Origin of the sequence: Dermabacter sp. HMSC08H10, assembly GCF_001807585.1 — a bacterium.
GTDB lineage: Bacteria > Actinomycetota > Actinomycetes > Actinomycetales > Dermabacteraceae > Dermabacter > Dermabacter hominis.
In genome coordinates, this window is the sequence record NZ_KV789425.1 from 32,333 (window position 1) to 50,406 (window position 18,074).

Genomic DNA, 18,074 nt, shown 5'->3' on the forward strand with positions numbered 1-18,074 from the left:
TTCCCGCAGCTGTGCTCACAGCACGAAGGGAGCGACGAGCATCGAGATGATTGAGCACGCAAAGAAGATCACGAGGACGCTCACATCGAGCGCTACATCGCCGAGCCTCAGTGGCGGAATCACGGACCTCAGGGCCTTCACCGGAGGGTCCGTCACCGTGTAGATCAACTCGCATACGACGAGCACAAAGCCGCGCGGCTTAAACGATCGCGCGTACGACTGGATCATCTCGAGGCCAATCCGCACGAGCAGAAGGATCGAGAAAAGATACGCCGCGAGGTAGACGACAGAGGCGAGGATCGCCATGTTCAGCTCTGGTTGTAGAACGTGCCCTCGTCGGTGCGGGACTCACCCTCAACTTCGATGAACTCCGGCGACAGCAGGAACACCTTGGTGGTCACGCGCTCAATCGTGCCGCGAAGACCAAACACGAGGCCCGCCGAGAAGTCCACCATGCGCTTGGCGTCAGCTTCGCTCATGTCAGAGAGATTGAGAATGACGGGAACGCCATCGCGGAACGATTCACCGATGCTCTTGGCGTCGTTGTAGGAGCGGGGGTGAATCGTCGTGATGCGCTGCATGGTCTCCGGTGCGGCCGGCGCAAGCGAGACGCCGGTCTGGTGCGGACGAAGCGGGGTCACGTTTGCCTCCTGGACCTTGGGCTCCGCGGTGCGCTCCGGGACGCGCGCAGCGTGCGTGTCCTCGGCCGCGTAGCTCTGAGTGTCGTCGTAGTAGGTGTCCTGTTCTTCGGCGAGCCCAACGCTCACCATCAAGTTGCGCAATGCGCCCATCGAAGTTCTCCCTATAAAGAAGCCGGTTGTTCGCCCCTGGGGAAGCACGGGAGTGCGGGGTCTTTCTTGAAACTACCGCAGGAAACCCTGGCGCCGCGGAATTTACACGCGTGTCGCACGTTGCGCTTAGGCGCGATTCTCACACGGCCCGGGGGCTCAGCGTAATGACGCCCGCAAAGCGCCCGGTTCGTGGATCACGGCGGTAGGAAAAGAGTTCTTCGCTTTCGAGCGTGCACCGCTCGAGAACCTCGATCCCCTCGGCCGCAAGACCCGCGTCGCGCAACGCGGCGACAGCACCGGCTGGCAGGTCGAGCGCCGGGGTATTCCACGACGTGCGCGAGGCCAGCGCAGACTGAATCTCGACCGATTCCCGGAACATCGGCTCGGGAACCTCGTAGCATCGCCCGCACACCGACGGGCCGACGAGCGCGCGGATCTTTGCGGGGCGTGCCCCGAGGCCCACCATCGCCTCAACACTCGCACCGAGGACTCCGCCGAGAAGGCCGCGGCGCCCCGCATGCGCTGCCGCGATCACGCCACGCTGTTCATCGGCGAGCAGCACCGGAACGCAATCGGCGACCATGATCGCAAGGGCGACGTCGGAACGGTCCGTCACGAGCGCATCCGCGACGTGCGCCCGCTCCCGCATGGCATGGACGTCCCGCTCGCTGCGCACGATAGCGACGTCCGCGGAATGCACTTGTTCGACGAAAACGAGAGGCACCCCGAGTTCGCGCTCCAGAACCTCCCGACGCGCACGCACCTTATTCGGGTCATCGCCTACATGCAGCGCAAGGTTGCCTTCAGCAACGCCCGTGAAAAGGGCGCGGGCCCCCGACAAGTCGAAGGCCCGCGCACATGATTCGCTGCTCATGGTTCAGCGAAGGAACTGGGGAATATCGAGGTCGTCGTCCGGGTTCGAATCCTGCTGGATCGAGGGAACGTTGGGCACCTGCGGCCGTTCAACCTGGACTGCGCCTTCCGCCTCAGCTGGATCCTGCTGCGCACCCTGAGCCTGTTCGGTATTGACCTGCGGCGAGCGAGCCGGGATGTAGCCCTGGCCCTGCGCGGGAGCCGACACCCAGTCGCGGCTCGAGCTTTGCTGCTCGGGCTGGGCAGGGGCGGCCTGCGGGGCGCTATTCGGCACCCCCTGCTGCTTCTGCTGCGCGGCATCCTCTGCGCGCTCGGGCTTCGGGTCGAAACCAGCGGCGATCACGGTCACGCGCACTTCGTCGCCGAGGGCATCATCGATGGCGGTACCGAAGATGATGTTCGCGCTCGGGTGAGCGGCTTCCTGGATGAGGCGCGCGGCATCCGACACTTCGACGAGGCCGAGATCGCTGCCACCCTGAACCGACAGGAGCACGCCGTAGGCGCCGTCGATCGACGCTTCGAGCAAGGGGCTCGAAACCGCGAGTTCAGCGGCCTGGAGGGCACGGTCGTCACCGCTCGCGGTGCCGATGCCCATGAGCGCAGTGCCGGCATCCTTCATCACGCTCTTGACGTCAGCGAAGTCGAGGTTGATGAGGCCCGGGGTGGTAATGAGGTCAGTAATGCCCTGCACGCCCTGAAGGAGAACCTGATCGGCGAGCTTGAACGCGTCGATCATCGACACCTTGACATCGGCAAGTTGGAGCAGCTTGTCGTTCGGGATGGTGATGAGGGTGTCGACCTCAGCCTGGAGAGCATCGATGCCCGAATCGGCCTGGGTCGAGCGGCGGCGGCCCTCGAACGTAAACGGACGCGTCACCACGCCGATTGTGAGAGCACCGAGCGAGCGGGCAATCTTCGCGACGACAGGCGCGCCGCCCGTTCCGGTGCCGCCACCTTCACCAGCGGTCACGAACACCATGTCGGCGCCTTCGAGCGCCTCGGCGATCTCGTCGTTGTGATCTTCGGCAGCCTTGCGCCCGACCTCCGGGTCAGCGCCGGCGCCGAGGCCGCGGGTCAGTTCCTTGCCAACATCGAGCTTGACGTCGGCATCAGACATGAGCAGCGCCTGGGCATCGGTGTTAATGGCAATGAACTCGACGCCCTTGAGGCCGGACTCAATCATCCGGTTCACGGCGTTGACGCCGCCGCCGCCGACACCGACGACCTTAATGACTGCGAGGTAGTTCTGCGATCCGTCCACGTGGATGTCCTTGCTTTCGTTGCTCCAGCTCCACCCCATCACACTGCCTAGTGGGCCTCCCGCGCCCGGCGCGGACAGGACAGAAGAGACATGGAGTGGCACATTTGTCTCGTACTCGACGCTATTGCCTGACAGGCGTCTAGGGCAACATTGTCGGGCGCGTGTCTTACACGAATGTCATTTTCTCGTCACAGCCTCCACGGAACGTGGGAACGACGCGCGCGTAGTTGGGCGTACGTGCTTCCCTTTAGCGAATCGTCGGGGCCTCCGGCGAAGAGACGTCAATCACCGCGCCAGGCTGGCTGAGAAGTGCCTCGAGCACCTTCGCTTTGAGCTCGGAATCCTCGGGGCCTCCCCACACGACCGTGCGAGGGCCCGCTTCCGTGGAAACTTCGAGTGTCACGTTCGACGGCGCGCTCGCCGTGGCCTTCGTGAGGGCGGCACGCAAATTCGGCGGGAGTACGCGCACGATCTCGAGGAGGGCCGCTTCGGTCGCCTTCGTATTCGCCGATGCCGGATCGACAACAAGGTGCGGCAGATCCGCCGGGTTCGCCGCAGTCGAGGGAAGCGCGGTGCCCGAGCCATCCACGAGCACGCTGCGGCCGCCCGAATCGAGGTTGGCGATCGCGGTCCGCTCCGTGACGACGACGCGGATCGTGCTCGGCCAGTGACGCGATGCCTTCGCCTCCTTGACCCCTGGAACAGCGGCGAGGTCCTTTTCGAGAGAGTCGAGGTCGGCAAAGGCGAGAGCCTGACCCTCACGGGCGCTCCCAATCTGTTCCAGGGCGCTCGCATCGACGTACGTTGCGCCAGCCACGCGCACCTCGGAAACCTTGAGCTGCGGGAGAAAGGCCAGGGCGAGCAACGCGAGAACGACAAGCGCCACAATCGTGCCGACGGTGAGAGTAAGCCAGTGCCGGCCCTGCTGCCACGGCTTCCTCCGCACGCGACTCGTGAACCTCTCCCTTGCATCGACAATCGGCCCGTCCGAGGGTCTCGTTCGGGAAGGCGCGTGGGCACCAACGGGAGTCTTTTTTTTCTTCCGACGGTTGCCGAGCGCACGCCAGGGCTTTGGGACTTGGCTGCTCTTTGCCTTCTTATCCCCCGCGCGTTCGGGATTCACGGGCGGACGAGGGTGTGCACCCGAGCGAGGCTTTGCCACGACTCGAGACTGTTGGGCGGATTCGTGGGAAGCTTCGGCGCTCGCGTTCGGCGCGGCCTTCGCACCTGAACGGGCTGAGTGTTCCGTCCTGCGCGTGGGGCGCACGGGGCGCGGCGGGCGTTTTGCTGGGCTCATGCGCCCCTCGCCTTGAGCGCCTCGAGCACGCGCGGGCTCACATCCACGATGTCTCCGGCCCCCATCATGAGGATCACGCGCGCGTCATGCGCGTGCTCAGCGAGGTAGTTGGGCACATCGCCCGCCTCCAAAACGCGGGCACCGCCGTCCACGAGAGCGGCGATGTCCTCGCTTCGAATACTCGGATCGAAATCCTCGCGTGCCGGGTAGATCGGCAGGAGAACGGCTTCATCTGCGAGGCTCAGTGCCTCGGCAAACTCGCGCGTAAACGCTTTCGTGCGCGAGAACAGATGCGGCTGAAAGACGGCAACGAGCCGCCCGCCCTCTGCACGCTCGCGGCCCGCCGCAAGCGCAGCCGCGACCTCGCGCGGGTGGTGCGCATAATCATCGATCACGGCGACATCATTCACTTCGCCCGCAACCTGGAAGCGACGATCCGCCCCCTCGAACTCGGCGAGTCCGCCAAGGGCGCTCTCGCGCTCAATGCCCAGGACGTCGAGAGCGGCGAGCACGCCGAGGGCGTTGAGGACGTTATGTCGGCCTGGAACGCGCAAGGCGAGGTCGACGTTCTGCCCGTTCGGTGCGACGACCTGGACGTGAGCGCCGGAAGCATTCGAGTGATCGGCGACAATCCGCCACGTCGCTTCGGGGTGTTCGCCATACAGCACGACGCGAAGGCCTGCGTCGCGCGCGTCCAGGGCAAAGGCGTGCGCGCCGGGGTCGTCCGCGCACGCAACGAGCGTGCCGTTCGTCTCTGAGAGCCTCGCGGCGAACGCCGAGAGCACCGCGCGGAGGTTCTGTTCGGTGCCGTGGAAGTCGAGATGGTCGGCCTCGAAGTTCGTGAGCACGAGAACCGAGGGAGCGAAGGCGACAAAGGAGCCGTCGGACTCATCCGCCTCCACGACCGCATATTCACCCGCGCCCTGGCTCGCGTTCGCACCGAGCTGCGCGACCGCCGCACCAACCGCCCAGGCGGGCTCGGCACCCGCTGCGCGCAGGGCCAGTGTCGCCATCGCACTCGTCGTAGTCTTGCCGTGAGTGCCCGCGACAGCGATGATCGCATGCGTGCCGAGGAGACCCGCGAGCCCCGCCGCCCTGTGAATCACGGGGATAGACAGCTCGTGCGCGCGTCGTACTTCGGGGTTATCGGCACGTACGGCAGTCGACACGATCACGAGATCGGTGTCCTCTTCTACGGAGTCAGCGTCGAAACCGACGGTGATACGTGCACCGAGTTCGCGCAGGGGCGGCAGGAACCGACCCTCTTGGGATTCGGAGCCCGTAACTTCGAGGCCCGCTTCGAGCGCGAGGCGCGCGACGGCGCTCATACCCGCCCCGCCGATGCGGATCACGTGGACCTTCCTGACGCTCTCTTCGGGCCACTCGGCAGCAGTCACGACTGCGCCGGGCCTCAGCATAGTGCGCACCTCCCCCGGGGAGAACGGGCGAAGGTGAGAGAGAAAATCGCTCGACGTGGTCATCGGGCACCTCCTTTGGGGCGCTGAGTCGCGAGCGCCGGAATCGTCGCAGCGATGCGGTCGGCGACCTTTTCAGCAGCATCCCGCTTGCCGAGGGAGAGAGCCGCTTTCTCCATCCGCCCGCGCACTTCGGTATCGAGCAGGCATTCACCGACGGTCTCGACGAGAAGCTCGGGGGTAAGGAGCGCATCCTTGATCATGCGCGCGCCGCCGGCCGCGACCATGTCGGCCCCGTTGAGCGCCTGTTCGCCATTGCCGATGGGGAGCGGCACGAACAGCGCGGGCAGCCCGACGGCGGCGAGTTCACACACGGTTCCCGCTCCCGAGCGTGTGAGCGCGAAATCGGCGGCTGCGTAGGCGCCTTCCATGCCGTCCACGTACTCGACCTGCACGTAGTGTTTTCCCCGAGCCGGGATCCGCTTGCCCTTGCCGGTGACGTGGAGAATCTGCACGCCGAGGCCCTCGAGCGGGCCCATAGCCGCGATCAAGGTTTCGTTGAGGCGCTGCGCGCCGAGCGAGCCGCCCGTCACGAGAAGGGTCGGCTTGTCGGGGTCAAGGCCGAACGACTCCCGCGCCTCGGCCCGCTTTGCCTCGCGATCGAGATGCGCGATTTCGGGTCGCATGGGCATTCCTACCCACTCTGCCTGTGAAAACGGCCCCGACGTCCCGCTCATATCGAAAGCGGTCATGGCGCGCGCCCCGAGCCGCACCCCAAGCTTGTTGGCCATTCCGGGCCGTTTATTGGCTTCATGGACCACTAGCGGAAGCTTGGCGTGCCTCCCCGCAAGGTAGGCGGGCGGACACACGTAGCCACCAAACCCCGCGATCGCATCGACGTGCTCGGTGCGAATGAACCGCCGAACATCGCCCAGTCCGCGACCGAACTCGCGCGGAAATCGCAAGGCTGCGGCGTTTGGACGGCGAGGGAATGGCACCTTATCAATCGTGAGGAGCTCGAAGCCCGCCGCCGGAACGAGATCCGCTTCGAGGCCGACCTTCGTGCCGAGGGCGACCACTCGCACTCCCTCATAGCGCTCCGTTAGTGCTCTGGCAACCGCGAGCATGGGCGAGACGTGTCCCGCGCTTCCGGCGCCCGCGACGAGAACGGTTGCCTCGGCATCTGCCTGGATGCTGGGTTGAGGTGTCATGAGCGCGATCCCTTCGTGGCACGTGTTTCCGACGCCGGCTTCGCGACCACCGTCGCCGACTTCTTCGAGTAGTTCGCGTGCGCCCGAAGTGCCTCGGCCGCACCGGGTTCCGATTTCGCAAAGGCGAGTAGCACGCCGAGCGCGAGCATCGAGGCAATGAGCGCCGATCCACCAGCCGACACAAAAGGTAGCGGCACGCCAAGAACCGGCAGTAGGCCCGTCACAACGGCCATGTTCACGAACGCCTGCGCGAGAATCCACGACGTGATGCCCGCGATCGTGATCTGTACGAAGGGATCGCGCAGGCGGACCATCATGCGGTACAGCACGAGAGCGAGCAGCGTAAAGAGCACCACGATCAAAAGTGTGCCGAAAAGTCCGAGTTCCTCGCCGATGATCGAAAAAATGAAGTCATTGTCGGCCTCGGGCACACGCCCCCATTTTTGGCGGGACTGCCCGATACCGACGCCCCACCAACCGCCTGTCGCGAGCGCCATGAGGCCGTTGTCGGCCTGGTAGCACGAATCGCCAGCGCACTCTCCGTGCAACCAGTTGAGAGCGCGCGCCATGCGGTTAGGGCTCGCGAGGACGAGTCCTATGACGATCGCGGCGGCACCGCTACCAGCGATGAGGAACCAGCGTTTTGGCACGCCGGCAACCCAGAAGGCTCCCGCGGCGAGAATGCCCACCATCATCATCGTGCCGAGGTCTCGGCCGAGAATAATGAGTCCGAGCGCCGCGCTCGTTCCCGCGATAGCGGTTGCGAGCACGGGAAGTTCGCGCAGCCGGTCGCGGTTCTTCGACAAGAACGCGCCGAGCCACACCGCGAGTGCAAGCTTGAGAAATTCCGACGGCTGGCCACGGATCGGGCCGATGTGGATCCAGTTCCTATTGCCGCCCTTGCCGAGCCCGAGAGGCGTGAACACGAGCGCCTGGAGGAACAGGCCGAGAACGAGCAGCAGCGTCGCAACGCCGATGTTCTTGTACCACCTCACCGGAGTGAGCGCCGCGGCAATCAGCAGTACAAGGCCGATGACGGCAAATGCTCCCTGGGTCATGAATGACGCGTACGGGGAGTTGCCTTTCGCGATATTGGTCACCGAGGAGCTGGACAGCACCATCACGAGACCAACCGTGATGAGAATACCGCCGATCACGGCGATCGCGTAGAAATCAAGCGCGGGCGACTGGAGCCAGCGGCCGAGCGTTGATTTCACTTCGCCGCCAACGTCACCGAGCGGGTTTTGCTCGCTCGGGCGTTGCGGCGTGCGTGCGCCTCGCTGCCGTGCGCGCTCGCTCACGGCGTGCCCCCGAGCCCCCGAGCAGCTTCCGCGAACAGGTTCCCCCGCTCGGCGTAATTCGTGAACTGATCGATGCTCGCAGCAGCCGGCGCCAAAAGCACAACGTCACCGTCGCTCGCGTGCGACGCCGCTTCGGTCACGGCCGCCTGCATAAGCGCACGCGTGTCCCCGTATTTTTCGGGGTCAATCCAGACACGAGGGACATCCGGGGCGTTGTCATTAAGCGCCGCGGTGAAAGGCTCCGGATCGCGGCCAATGAGCACGACCGCCTTGAGCCTCTCGGCCTGCGCGGCGACGAGACTGTGGAGGTCCGCCCCCTTAGCGTCGCCGCCGGCGATCCACACCACTGACTGCGCGGCGCTGAGCGCCGCCGCTGCAGAATCGGGGTTCGTCGCCTTCGAATCGTCGATGAAGGCGACGCCGCCCTCAACGTGGACGATTTCGCTTCGATGCTCGCCGGCGCGATAAGCCGCGAGACCTTCGCGCACGTGGATCGGTTCGACGCCAAACGAGCGCGCGAGGCCGGCGGCAAAAAGGGCGTTGAGTGCAACGTGCGGCGGGGCGCCGTGGGGACCGAGGTGCGCAACGGTATCGAGGTTCGCGATCTCCGCTGCCTGAGAGTACCGGCTCTCGCAAAAAGCGCGATCCACGAGGAGATCCTCGACAAGGCCAAGTTCGCTCGGCCCCGGCGAGGAAAGCCCAACGCCTATTGCGCGGCAGCCTTCGACCACATCGGCATCCTCAAGTGCACGGAGCGTCCTTTCGTCGGCTTTGTTGTACAGGCACGCGTGCTCAGTCCCGGCATAAACCTTCGCTTTTGCCTGCGCGTAGGCGTCCATCCCCCCGTGCCAATCGAGATGATCGGCACCGATGTTCAGGATTGCACTCGAATGGGCGCCGAGGTTGTCCGTCCAGTGAAGCTGGAAACTCGACAGCTCCAACGCAATCGCCTCGAAGCCCACGGGATCGAGGGCCGCTTCGATGAGCGGGAGCCCGACATTGCCCGCTGCGACCGCCCGAACACCGGCATGCTGCAGAATCGACTCAATCATCGTGACGACCGTGGTTTTCCCGTTCGTCCCCGTGACCGCGAGCCACGCCGGGCCATCGGCCTTTTGCATGCGACGCGCGAGCTCGATCTCCGACCAGATCTCGATGCCTTCGTTCTGCGCGGCAACGAGAAGCGGGTGGTCGGGCCGCCACCCGGGAGACGTGACAACGACGTCGAAGGGGGAACCGTCGGCGTTCGTGGGAAGCGCGCGAGTGTGCTCTTCGCCGAGCAGGATCCGGGCTCCGAGGGTCTCGAGCACCTTGGCACGCTCGAGGTTCGATTCTGATCGCGACGCGTCCACGGCGGTGACGTGCGCTCCTCGCTGAAGGGTCTGGTCCACGATCGCGTAGCCCGAGACTCCAAAACCCGTCACGAGAATGCGGGCGCCCGACACGTCGAGACCCGGGAAGGGGCGCTCGGGAAGTCGCTTAGATGTTTCAGATGCAGTCACGCGATGCCACCTGGCAATTGGTCGAGAACGGACGTGGGTTAGATAAAGCGCAAAGCGTCAAGGTAGAACAGGCCGAGGCCGAACGCCGCGAACACCCCCGCGATGATCCAGAAGCGCACGACGATCGTCACCTCATTCCAGCCTTTGAGCTCGAAGTGGTGCTGGAGAGGCGCCATTCGGAAAACGCGCTTGCGCGTCAGCTTGAAGCTCGTGACCTGAATGATCACGGACAGCGAGATGATGACGAAGAGGCCGCCAATGATTCCGCCGACGAGCTGCGTGCGCGACAGGATTGTGAGGGCCGCAAGCACGCCGCCGAGAGCCAGCGAACCCGTGTCGCCCATAAAAATGCGTGCGGGCGAGGTGTTCCACCACAGGAAGCCCACGCACGCCCCGAGCACCGCGGCAGCGACAATCGCAAGGTCGAGCGGATCCCTCGCGGCATAGCACGAGCGAATCTCTTCGATGCCGCACTGCTGGCGCCACTGCCAAAATGAAATCAGCACGTAGGCACCCGCAAAGATAATCGTGGCCCCAGAGGCCAGACCGTCGAGGCCATCCGTGAGGTTGACCCCGTTCGACCACGCGGCAACAAGGAAGTTGGACCAGATCGCAAACAGGACAATGCCGACGGCCGTACCGGCAAACGCGAGATTCAGCCACGGGATGTCGCGCACGAATGAGATGTGCATCGAGGCAGGCGTGTGCCCCCAGCGATCGGGGAACTGGAGAGCAAGAACGGCGAAGGCGGTACCGATCAGTCCTTGCCCCACAAGTTTTGCGCGTGGAGAAAGACCGAGCGACTGCTTCTTGGCAATCTTGGCGTAATCATCCATGAAGCCGAGCACGCCGAGCCCGACCATGAGCAAGAGTGCAAGCAGGCCCGACACTGACGGCGCGCGAAGAATGCTCAGGTGCCCCATGCCGTAGCCGATGAGGGTCGCGAGGATGATCATGACGCCGCCCATCGTGGGCGTTCCACGCTTGGTCGCGTGGGTCGTGGGGCCGTCGTCGCGCACAAACTGCCCGTACTGCTTCTTCACGAGGAAGCGAATATAAAGCGGGGTCAGGGAGAACGACAGGACCGCGGCTACGGCCCCCGCGATCAAGATTCCGATCATGCCTTTTCTCCTGCGTCTTCCGCTTTCGTGGGCTCAGCTGCCCACGTGCGCACGAGGGACTCACCAAGTTTCGCGAGACCCGCACCGTTCGATGATTTGAGCAAGAGGGTACTTCCGGGCCTCTTCACCGTTTCTAGCACAGCGGGCGCATCCTCGAGGCGTTCGACATACACCGCGCGCTCGTTCTCACCGCGGGTTTCGGTCACACCTTGGTGGATCGCATGCGCCCCGCACCCAATCGTGACAATGACGTCGATCCCCTGCTCTACTGCGAAAACACCCATATCCCGGTGTGCCTTCTCGCTCTCGGGACCGAGTTCGAGCATTTCGCCAAGGACCGCAACGGTGTGGCGTTCATGACCAAGAACCGCAAGGGCGCTCAAGCCCGCGCGCATCGAATCGGGGTTCGCGTTGTAGGCGTCATTGATGAGTGTCACGTCGCCCGGCAACTCGCTCACCTGCATGCGCCCTGGGGAGCGCTGTTCGGCGGAGCGAAGCCCTGCGACGACGTCCTCAAAGCCCACCCCAGCAGCTGCGGCCGCGGCCGCGGCTGCAAGAGCGTTTTTCACGTGATGCTCGCCCGTGAGCGTGAGAGAGACGGGCGCCTTCTTACCGCCCATATGGAGCATGAAGCTCGCCCTAGCGGCGCCATCAAGGCCGACATCGCTCGCGTAGGCTTCCGCGGAGTCGTCAGTAAGGGAAAAGTGCACGACTCGAGCGCACGTGCGCGACTGCATTGCCTTTACCCGCGCATCGTCGGCATTAAGCACGGCGGTTCCGGTTTCCTCGAGAACCTCGACGAGCTCCCCTTTCGCGAGGGCGATGTTGTCGAGGCCTCCGAACTCGCCCACGTGGGCCGAGCCGACGTTAAGAACAAGGGAAATATCGGGGCGCGCGATGTGCGTGAGATGGGCGATGTGCCCAATGCCCCGTGCCCCCATCTCGAGCACGAGAAAGCGCGTCGTTTCGCTGAGCTCGAGGACGGTGAGGGGAAGACCCAGCTCGTTATTGCGGCTTCCAATGGGTGCGATTGTGTCCCCGACTGGCGCGAGGATTGCGTGAAGCAGATCCTTCGTGCTCGTTTTACCGTTCGAGCCTGTCAGCGCGATCACGATCGGCGGCCTCGCACTCGCACGTGCTTCGGCCAACTCGTGTCGTGCGAGGATTTCGAGCGCCTCGAGAGGATCCGCGACCTGAATAGCGGGAAGCTCGAGACCGGGGACAGCCTTCGTCACGAGAGCCGCAGCGGCACCGGCCCTCGCGGCCGCGCCCACATAGTCGTGACCATCGACGTGCTCGCCTTCGAAGGCGACAAACAGGTCTCCTTCACCGATGACACGCGAATCAACGCTCGCCTTTCCGTGGACGCTTTCGTTGCCGTGAGCGCCACCGACGAGTCGGCCGCCCACGAGACGCGCGATTGCGCCAACCGTCGTCTTACGCATCGCGCACCTCCGTCGTCAGGTCCGCCTTATGTGCACGCTGCCACGCCGCTAGCGCCGTGCGTGCGTGGACCCGGTCGTCGAACTCAATCGTGCGATCGGCGAGTACCTGTCCACTTTCCGCGCCTTTGCCCGCGATAAGCACGACGTCACGCGCATCCGCTTCGCCGATCGCTCGCGCGATCGCTTCGGCACGATCTCCCACGTTCTCGACGTCGGCACGGCACGTCGTCGGAATGCCCGCGAGCACATCGCGCCTAATCGATGCCGGATCCTCATCGCGCGGATTGTCGTCCGTGACGAACACGCGATCAGAAAGTCGCGCAGCGATCTCTCCCATGATCGGCCTTTTGAGCGAATCCCTGTGCCCACCCGCACCGAAAACCGTTACGATTTTTCCGACGCCCTCGAGGGTGTGGAGCGTCTCGAGAGCCTGCTCAAGAGCGTCCGGAGTGTGCGAATAGTCCACGACGACGCGTGGGCAAGCGTCGGACTCGGCGACCCTCTCCATGCGCCCCGGGACCGTGCCCGCCACCGCAAGCGCCCGACGCACCGCCTCCCCCTCGAAGCCGAGCGCTCGAAGGACGAGTGCGACCGCGAGGGTATTGGCTACGTAGTGGGTGCCCGGAAGCGCGCTTTCGAGCGTAAAAGGTTCGCCTTCCGACGGTTGCACGGTGAACACCGTTCCGTACTCTCCGCGGCGGATCTCCCCCACCGTGAAGTCGGCTTCGTGTCCTTTTGCGGAGTACGTCGTCACCGGAACGCTCGCATGGGCTGCGAGACGACGGCCCCACTCGTCGTCGACACACACGATTCCCCGCTTCGTATGCGCGGGCGTAAACAGTGATGCCTTCGCCTCGAAGTACTCCTCCATGTCCTTGTGAAAGTCGAGGTGGTCCTGGCTGAGGTTCGTAAACACCGCAACCTCGAACTGGACGGCGGCTACTCTGTGGAGCACCATCGCGTGGCTCGATACTTCGAGCGCGGCACACGTCATGCCCTCGTCGACCATGTGGCGCATAAGCGCGTGGACGTCAGTCGCCTCGGGGGTCGTGCGCTCCGTCGGAATTTGCTCCTCGCGCCCGCCTGCCCAGGCGAGAAACGTCCCGTTCGTGCCGACGATTCCGGCACTTTCACCGAGCTCTTGGAGCGTGCGCGCACACATCGTCGTGACCGAAGTCTTGCCGTTCGTTCCGGTCACACCGATCAGTGGGATGGCATGCGAGGGCTCGCCATACACGAGATTTGCGGCGAAGCCCGCGAGCGCGCGGGGATCCTCGCACACGAGCACCGAGTAGTCGCCCCCCGGATGCGCGTCGTTCACGATCGCAGCGCCCGCTTCGTCCGTAAGAATTGCGGCGCAGCCCTGGCCGAGCGCCGCCTCGGCGTAGGTCGCTCCGTGCGCGTTTTCACCCTGCACGGCGACGAAGAGAGCGCCGGTTCCCGCCTTGCGGGAATCGATCGTCACGGATGAGATCGGCACACTCCTACCGCGCAGCTCGAGTACGCCCGCTCCAGGCGCCCCTTCGAGCTGCCGGGCGAGATCTCCCAGCATGAGATCGGTGCGATCACTCACGAGTTTCACTTCCATTCGTTCTGAAGTTGAGTTCCAGGCTCGCCGGAGGGGGCGATGCCGCGGCGTTGAAGAGCGTAGCCAAGGAGTTCAGAAACCGCGGGGCCCGCCACGACCGAGCCCGACTTGAACCCCTTAATTCCGTAGACGAACACGCCAACGACGAGTTGCGGGTCATCCATCGGGGCCATTGAGATAAACGATGAGGTGTACGTTCCCCCGGGCACTTGCGCCGTTCCGGATTTTCCACCGACCGCGTAGCCCGCGACGCTGCCGGACGCCTTACCGTCGTCATCGACGTCGTTGTCCATGAGAGCTCTCATGGTCGCAGCGGTCTCACTCGAGACCACGCGAGTGTGCTCTCCCTCGGGTTCGGGGGTAAAGGAGCCGTCATTGGCAACGCGTCCCTTGACGATGCGCGGCTGAATGTGCACGCCGTCGTTCCCAAACGTCCCCACCGCCGAGGTGATCTGGAGCGCGGTGACGGCGTATCCCTGGCCAAAGGCCGTCGCGTACTGGGTACGCCCGCGCCAGTCCTTCGCCGCGTGGAGGATGCCTGCGGATTCGCCGGGGAGGTTCACTGCGGTTTTCGCGCCGAACCCAAAACCCCGCAAGTACTCTTCCCGCTTTTCCTTCGGGACCCGTTCAGCGATTTCGACCGTGCCGACGTTGGAGCTGTACTTCAAGACTCCGGCGAGCGTGTAGTGCGCTACGGGGTGCTCGTGCGAGTCCTTGATACTCTCCCCGCCAAATTCCTTGCGGTACGGGATCGTGAAGTGGTCGTCGACCTTTGCTTTCCCCTCGTTGATCACCGTAGCCACGGTGAAAAGTTTGCCTGTGGAGCCGGGCTCGAAGACGTTGGAAACGGACTGGTTTCCGCGGTACTTTGCGTCGGACGCGCCCGGGTTGTTCGGATCGTACGTGGGGTAGTCCGCGAGCGCGAGAACATGGCCGGTCTTGGGATCGATCACCACGGCCGAACCGCCGCTGCCACCAAAATCCTTGACGCGCTGCGCAAGAATTTCCTGGGCGCGGTATTGAAGGTCTCGATCGATCGTGAGCTCGATGCTTTCACCGTCGATCGCTTCTTTTTCATGGACCTTAGCCGAGGGAATGAGTTGGCCGCCCGCACCCCGCTCATACTGGCGTTCGCCGTCGGTCCCTCGCAGAATCTTGTCGAATGACAGCTCAGCGCCCGCGAGGGCCGTGCCGTCGGAGCCCGTGAAGCCCACGATATTACCGGCGACCTGGCCCGCCGGGTACAGGCGCTCGGCGACTCGCTCCGAGGTGACACCACCGATCTTGAGTTGCTTGACGGCAGCCTCAACCTCAGGGCTCACGTCTTTCGCAAGGACGGTGTAGCCCGATTTACCCGTGAGCTTCTCTTCGAGCTCCTCCACACTCATCTGCAAAAGAGGTGAAAGCTCCATCGCGACGGCCTTGACTCCCTTGACCGTCGCCGTTTGAGACTTTGCTCGGTACTCGGGCATCTGACGCTGGTCCACAATGATCGTGTAGCGCTCGGTGCTCGTCGCGAGCACCTGCCCATTCGCGTCGAGAATATCGCCGCGTAGAGCCGGAACTGGCTCGGTGTGCAAGCGCTTCGCCCGGGCCTCAGCCGCGAGCTCCGCCGAGTTGATGCCCTGAATCCACACCAGGCGCACGCTGATCGCGAGGGCCGCAATCAACATGAGCGCCACGATCACGCGGTGGCGGCGATACGGCTCATACCCGTTCCGGACACGCGCGGCGCCGGCCGATCGACGGGAAGCGTGAGAACGCCCGTCACGCACGGTGCGCGGCGGGCGGCTGCGAGAATCTCGCGGCGGACGGGAATTCGGCACGTCTAGCGCGCCCTCTCGTTACCCATGCCGTAATCGTAAAGATTCTTCGGCGCTTTTGCGACGTGCGGAACGAGCGCGGCCGCTCCCTGCGTCGCGGCCGCAGGCTCACCAATGATGCTGCCGTTCGCGAGATCGATGTAGGCGACCTTCCCTGCAGGCACCATCCCGAGCTCACGTGCCTGGCGCTCAAGCTCCTGTGGTGTTCCGAGAAGATCCGACTTCTCCTCGAGCATCTGCGTCTGCTCGCTCAGTTCACGCGATTCGCGCTGGAGCTTCGCGACCTCGTAGCTCATGTTCGTCATCGAAATGTTGAGCAATAGGGTCGCGACCACGGCGCCGAGCAGCACGAGCGAGCACAGCACCGTGAACGGAATGGAGCTGCGTTGGATGTGCGGGCGCGAGACAAGCGCGAGGTTCGCCTTGCGCGCATGAGCAGGGGCGAAGCCAGCACGCCTGCGTGAGGCGGGGGATGCAGCGAGCTGTGCCATAGCTATGAGATCTCCGGTGGTGTTATGCGTTCAATGGCGCGCAAACGCACGCTTGCGGAACGGGGGTTGGTTTCTTGCTCGCTCGCTGGCGCCTTCATAGCGCCACGCTTCACGAGCGAAAAATCGGGGGCAAACTGAGCGAGGTCGACGGGCAATCCTTCGGGGGTCTTCGACGAGCTCGCCGCGGTGAAGGCTTCCTTGACCATTCGATCCTCGAGCGAATGGTACGACTCGATCACGAGCCTCCCTCCCGGCGCGAGGGCCGCGAGAGCGTTGTCGAGCGCGCCGTGCAGGATGTCGAGTTCCTCATTCACGGCGATACGCAACGCCTGGAAGGTGCGCTTGGCCGGGTGACCGCCTGAGTGGCGGGACTTCGCGGGAATGGACTTTTCGATCGCACTGACGAGCTGAGGGGAGCGCTCGAAGGGTTCCGACGCCCGCTCCTTCACGATCGTGCGCGCGATTCGCCTGGAGAACTTTTCTTCGCCGTAGCGATACAGGACGTTCGCAATGTCCTGCTCAGACCACGTGTTGAGGATGTCCGCCGCGGTGAGCGCATCTCCATCAGGGTTCATACGCATATCCAGCGGGGCATCTGCGCTGTACGCAAACCCGCGTTCGCGCGTATCAATCTGAAAACTCGAGAGCCCGAGGTCCATGAGGATGCCGTCGGCCCTATCGCGCCCCGCGTGTGCGAGCGCGTCGGCAACGCGATCGTACGTGGTGTGCACGAGAGTGAAACGCCCCTCGAAGCCTTCGCTCGTGAGCCGCTCACGCGCGAGACCAAGCGCGGCGCGGTCACGGTCGATACCGACGAGATGCGCATGCGGGAAAGCGTCGAGCACCGCACAGGCGTGGCCAGCCATTCCAAGGGTGCAATCCACGTAGGTGGATTCTTCCCGCTCAAGCGCCGGTCGAAGGAGTTCGAGGCACTCCTCGCGCATGACGGGTGCGTGAAGCTGGGATGCGTCCATACCGTGCCTCCCTTCGCGCTTCGCTTACTTTCGCCGTTGCGGCGCCGATGTCCTGGTCATTTCGCGGGTGACGTCATACCGTCAGACATCTCCTCGCTTGCGTCCCGCCACCGGGGAAGATGCGTCGGGGCGCAAGCGAAGAGATGCCTCGCGGCACGTCGTCTAGAACAAACCTGGAACGATTTCGGTTGCCGTTTGAGCGAAGGCCTCCTCGGTCTGTCCCAGATATGTCTCCCACGCCTCGCTCGACCAGATCTCAATGCGATTACCGGCACCAATAACCGTGCATTCGCGATCGAGTCCCGCATACGAGCGAAGGTGCGAAGGAATGGTCACGCGCCCCTGCTTATCCGGCACGACGTCTTCCGCTCCCGAGAGGAGCACGCGGAGGTAATCGCGCGCGTCCTTGCTCGTGACCGGCGCCTGCCGCAACTGCTCGTGGAGACTCTCAAACTCACGCATGGGATACACCGTCACGCAGTGTTCCTGGCCGCGGGTCATGACGAGTCCAGCCGCGAGCTGGTCACGAAACTTTGCCGGAAAGATGAGCCGCCCCTTGTCATCGAGCTTGGGCGTGAAGGTGCCAAGAAACATGGGCACCTCCATTCCCCCGTTCAATTCGGGTGGACCTCTCCTTACGCCCCCACTTTACCCCACTTCCCACCACAAACAACACCCCCTCCCCCACTTTGTCACGAAATCGGCATAAAACTGCAGTTCATGGCAGTGGAGGCAAGTGGAGGAGATTCCCCGCACAGCTCTTCAAGCACCCAAAATCGGAGGGTTTTCCCAGACTCACCGCACTACCCGCACGGAAATTGCGCGACACCGACCGAGACGCATTTACACACAAAATGCCTGTTCAGAACAGCTAATTGGCGCAAAGAGTGCACCGTCGCACCAAGGTCGCAAGATCCTGGAGGGCAACGCGGGTGGAGGAAAGTGGGGAGAGTGGAGGGAAGTGGAGGAGGCAGTGGAAAG

General features: G+C 64.1%; 16 protein-coding genes. All 16 read right to left on the minus strand.

Features of this window, described 5'->3' with window-relative positions; all coding sequences use genetic code 11:
- Positions 1-15: 15 nt before the first annotated feature.
- The gene (locus HMPREF3176_RS05875) at positions 16-306 is read right to left on the minus strand and encodes a YggT family protein (protein WP_034370136.1); all 291 of its coding nucleotides are present in this window, start codon (positions 304-306) and stop codon (positions 16-18) included.
- 2 nt (positions 307-308) lie between these two features.
- On the minus strand, positions 309-791 hold the full coding sequence (locus HMPREF3176_RS05880; RefSeq protein WP_061212235.1) for a cell division protein SepF: 483 nt from the start codon (positions 789-791) through the stop codon (positions 309-311).
- Between the two features lie 139 nt (positions 792-930).
- Positions 931-1,665: a peptidoglycan editing factor PgeF gene (gene pgeF, locus HMPREF3176_RS05885; RefSeq protein ID WP_070458909.1), complete on the minus strand. Its 735-nt coding sequence runs from the start codon at positions 1,663-1,665 to the stop codon at positions 931-933.
- Between the two features lie 3 nt (positions 1,666-1,668).
- Complete coding sequence (ftsZ, locus tag HMPREF3176_RS05890; RefSeq protein WP_040386615.1) at positions 1,669-2,925, minus strand: cell division protein FtsZ; 1,257 nt, start codon at positions 2,923-2,925, stop codon at positions 1,669-1,671.
- A gap of 247 nt (positions 2,926-3,172) precedes the next feature.
- Positions 3,173-4,222 carry a cell division protein FtsQ/DivIB gene (locus HMPREF3176_RS05895; RefSeq protein ID WP_070435809.1) on the minus strand — a complete coding sequence of 350 codons (1,050 nt, stop codon included), beginning with the start codon at positions 4,220-4,222 and terminating at the stop codon, positions 3,173-3,175.
- Positions 4,219-5,703 carry a UDP-N-acetylmuramate--L-alanine ligase gene (gene murC, locus HMPREF3176_RS05900; protein ID WP_016662985.1) on the minus strand — a complete coding sequence of 495 codons (1,485 nt, stop codon included), beginning with the start codon at positions 5,701-5,703 and terminating at the stop codon, positions 4,219-4,221. The genes HMPREF3176_RS05895 and murC overlap by 4 nt, the downstream gene beginning before the upstream one ends.
- Positions 5,700-6,848, minus strand: coding sequence for a UDP-N-acetylglucosamine--N-acetylmuramyl-(pentapeptide) pyrophosphoryl-undecaprenol N-acetylglucosamine transferase (locus HMPREF3176_RS05905; protein ID WP_016662986.1), 1,149 nt, complete (start codon positions 6,846-6,848; stop codon positions 5,700-5,702). The genes murC and HMPREF3176_RS05905 overlap by 4 nt, the downstream gene beginning before the upstream one ends.
- On the minus strand, positions 6,845-8,149 hold the full coding sequence (locus HMPREF3176_RS05910; protein ID WP_016662987.1) for an FtsW/RodA/SpoVE family cell cycle protein: 1,305 nt from the start codon (positions 8,147-8,149) through the stop codon (positions 6,845-6,847). Before HMPREF3176_RS05910 ends, HMPREF3176_RS05905 begins: the two co-directional genes overlap by 4 nt.
- Complete coding sequence (gene murD / locus HMPREF3176_RS05915; RefSeq protein ID WP_016662988.1) at positions 8,146-9,651, minus strand: UDP-N-acetylmuramoyl-L-alanine--D-glutamate ligase; 1,506 nt, start codon at positions 9,649-9,651, stop codon at positions 8,146-8,148. The genes HMPREF3176_RS05910 and murD overlap by 4 nt, the downstream gene beginning before the upstream one ends.
- 38 nt (positions 9,652-9,689) lie before the next feature.
- Positions 9,690-10,772 (minus strand): phospho-N-acetylmuramoyl-pentapeptide-transferase, encoded by a 1,083-nt coding sequence (mraY, locus tag HMPREF3176_RS05920; protein ID WP_016662989.1) that lies wholly within the window; start codon positions 10,770-10,772, stop codon positions 9,690-9,692.
- The gene (gene murF / locus HMPREF3176_RS05925; RefSeq protein WP_016662990.1) at positions 10,769-12,217 is read right to left on the minus strand and encodes a UDP-N-acetylmuramoyl-tripeptide--D-alanyl-D-alanine ligase; all 1,449 of its coding nucleotides are present in this window, start codon (positions 12,215-12,217) and stop codon (positions 10,769-10,771) included. The genes mraY and murF overlap by 4 nt, the downstream gene beginning before the upstream one ends.
- Complete coding sequence (locus HMPREF3176_RS05930) at positions 12,210-13,790, minus strand: UDP-N-acetylmuramoyl-L-alanyl-D-glutamate--2,6-diaminopimelate ligase (protein ID WP_168161956.1); 1,581 nt, start codon at positions 13,788-13,790, stop codon at positions 12,210-12,212. Before HMPREF3176_RS05930 ends, murF begins: the two co-directional genes overlap by 8 nt.
- A 5-nt stretch (positions 13,791-13,795) precedes the next feature.
- Positions 13,796-15,631 carry a peptidoglycan D,D-transpeptidase FtsI family protein gene (locus HMPREF3176_RS05935; RefSeq protein WP_246826682.1) on the minus strand — a complete coding sequence of 612 codons (1,836 nt, stop codon included), beginning with the start codon at positions 15,629-15,631 and terminating at the stop codon, positions 13,796-13,798.
- Between the two features lie 2 nt (positions 15,632-15,633).
- The gene (locus tag HMPREF3176_RS05940; protein ID WP_101687059.1) at positions 15,634-16,119 is read right to left on the minus strand and encodes a cell division protein FtsL; all 486 of its coding nucleotides are present in this window, start codon (positions 16,117-16,119) and stop codon (positions 15,634-15,636) included.
- Positions 16,120-16,121: 2 nt separating this feature from the next.
- A complete protein-coding gene (gene rsmH / locus HMPREF3176_RS05945) occupies positions 16,122-17,093 on the minus strand; it encodes a 16S rRNA (cytosine(1402)-N(4))-methyltransferase RsmH (RefSeq protein WP_034370161.1) in 972 nt (323 codons plus the stop codon).
- A gap of 162 nt (positions 17,094-17,255) precedes the next feature.
- Positions 17,256-17,687: a division/cell wall cluster transcriptional repressor MraZ gene (mraZ, locus tag HMPREF3176_RS05950; protein ID WP_016662995.1), complete on the minus strand. Its 432-nt coding sequence runs from the start codon at positions 17,685-17,687 to the stop codon at positions 17,256-17,258.
- Positions 17,688-18,074 lie beyond the last annotated feature (387 nt).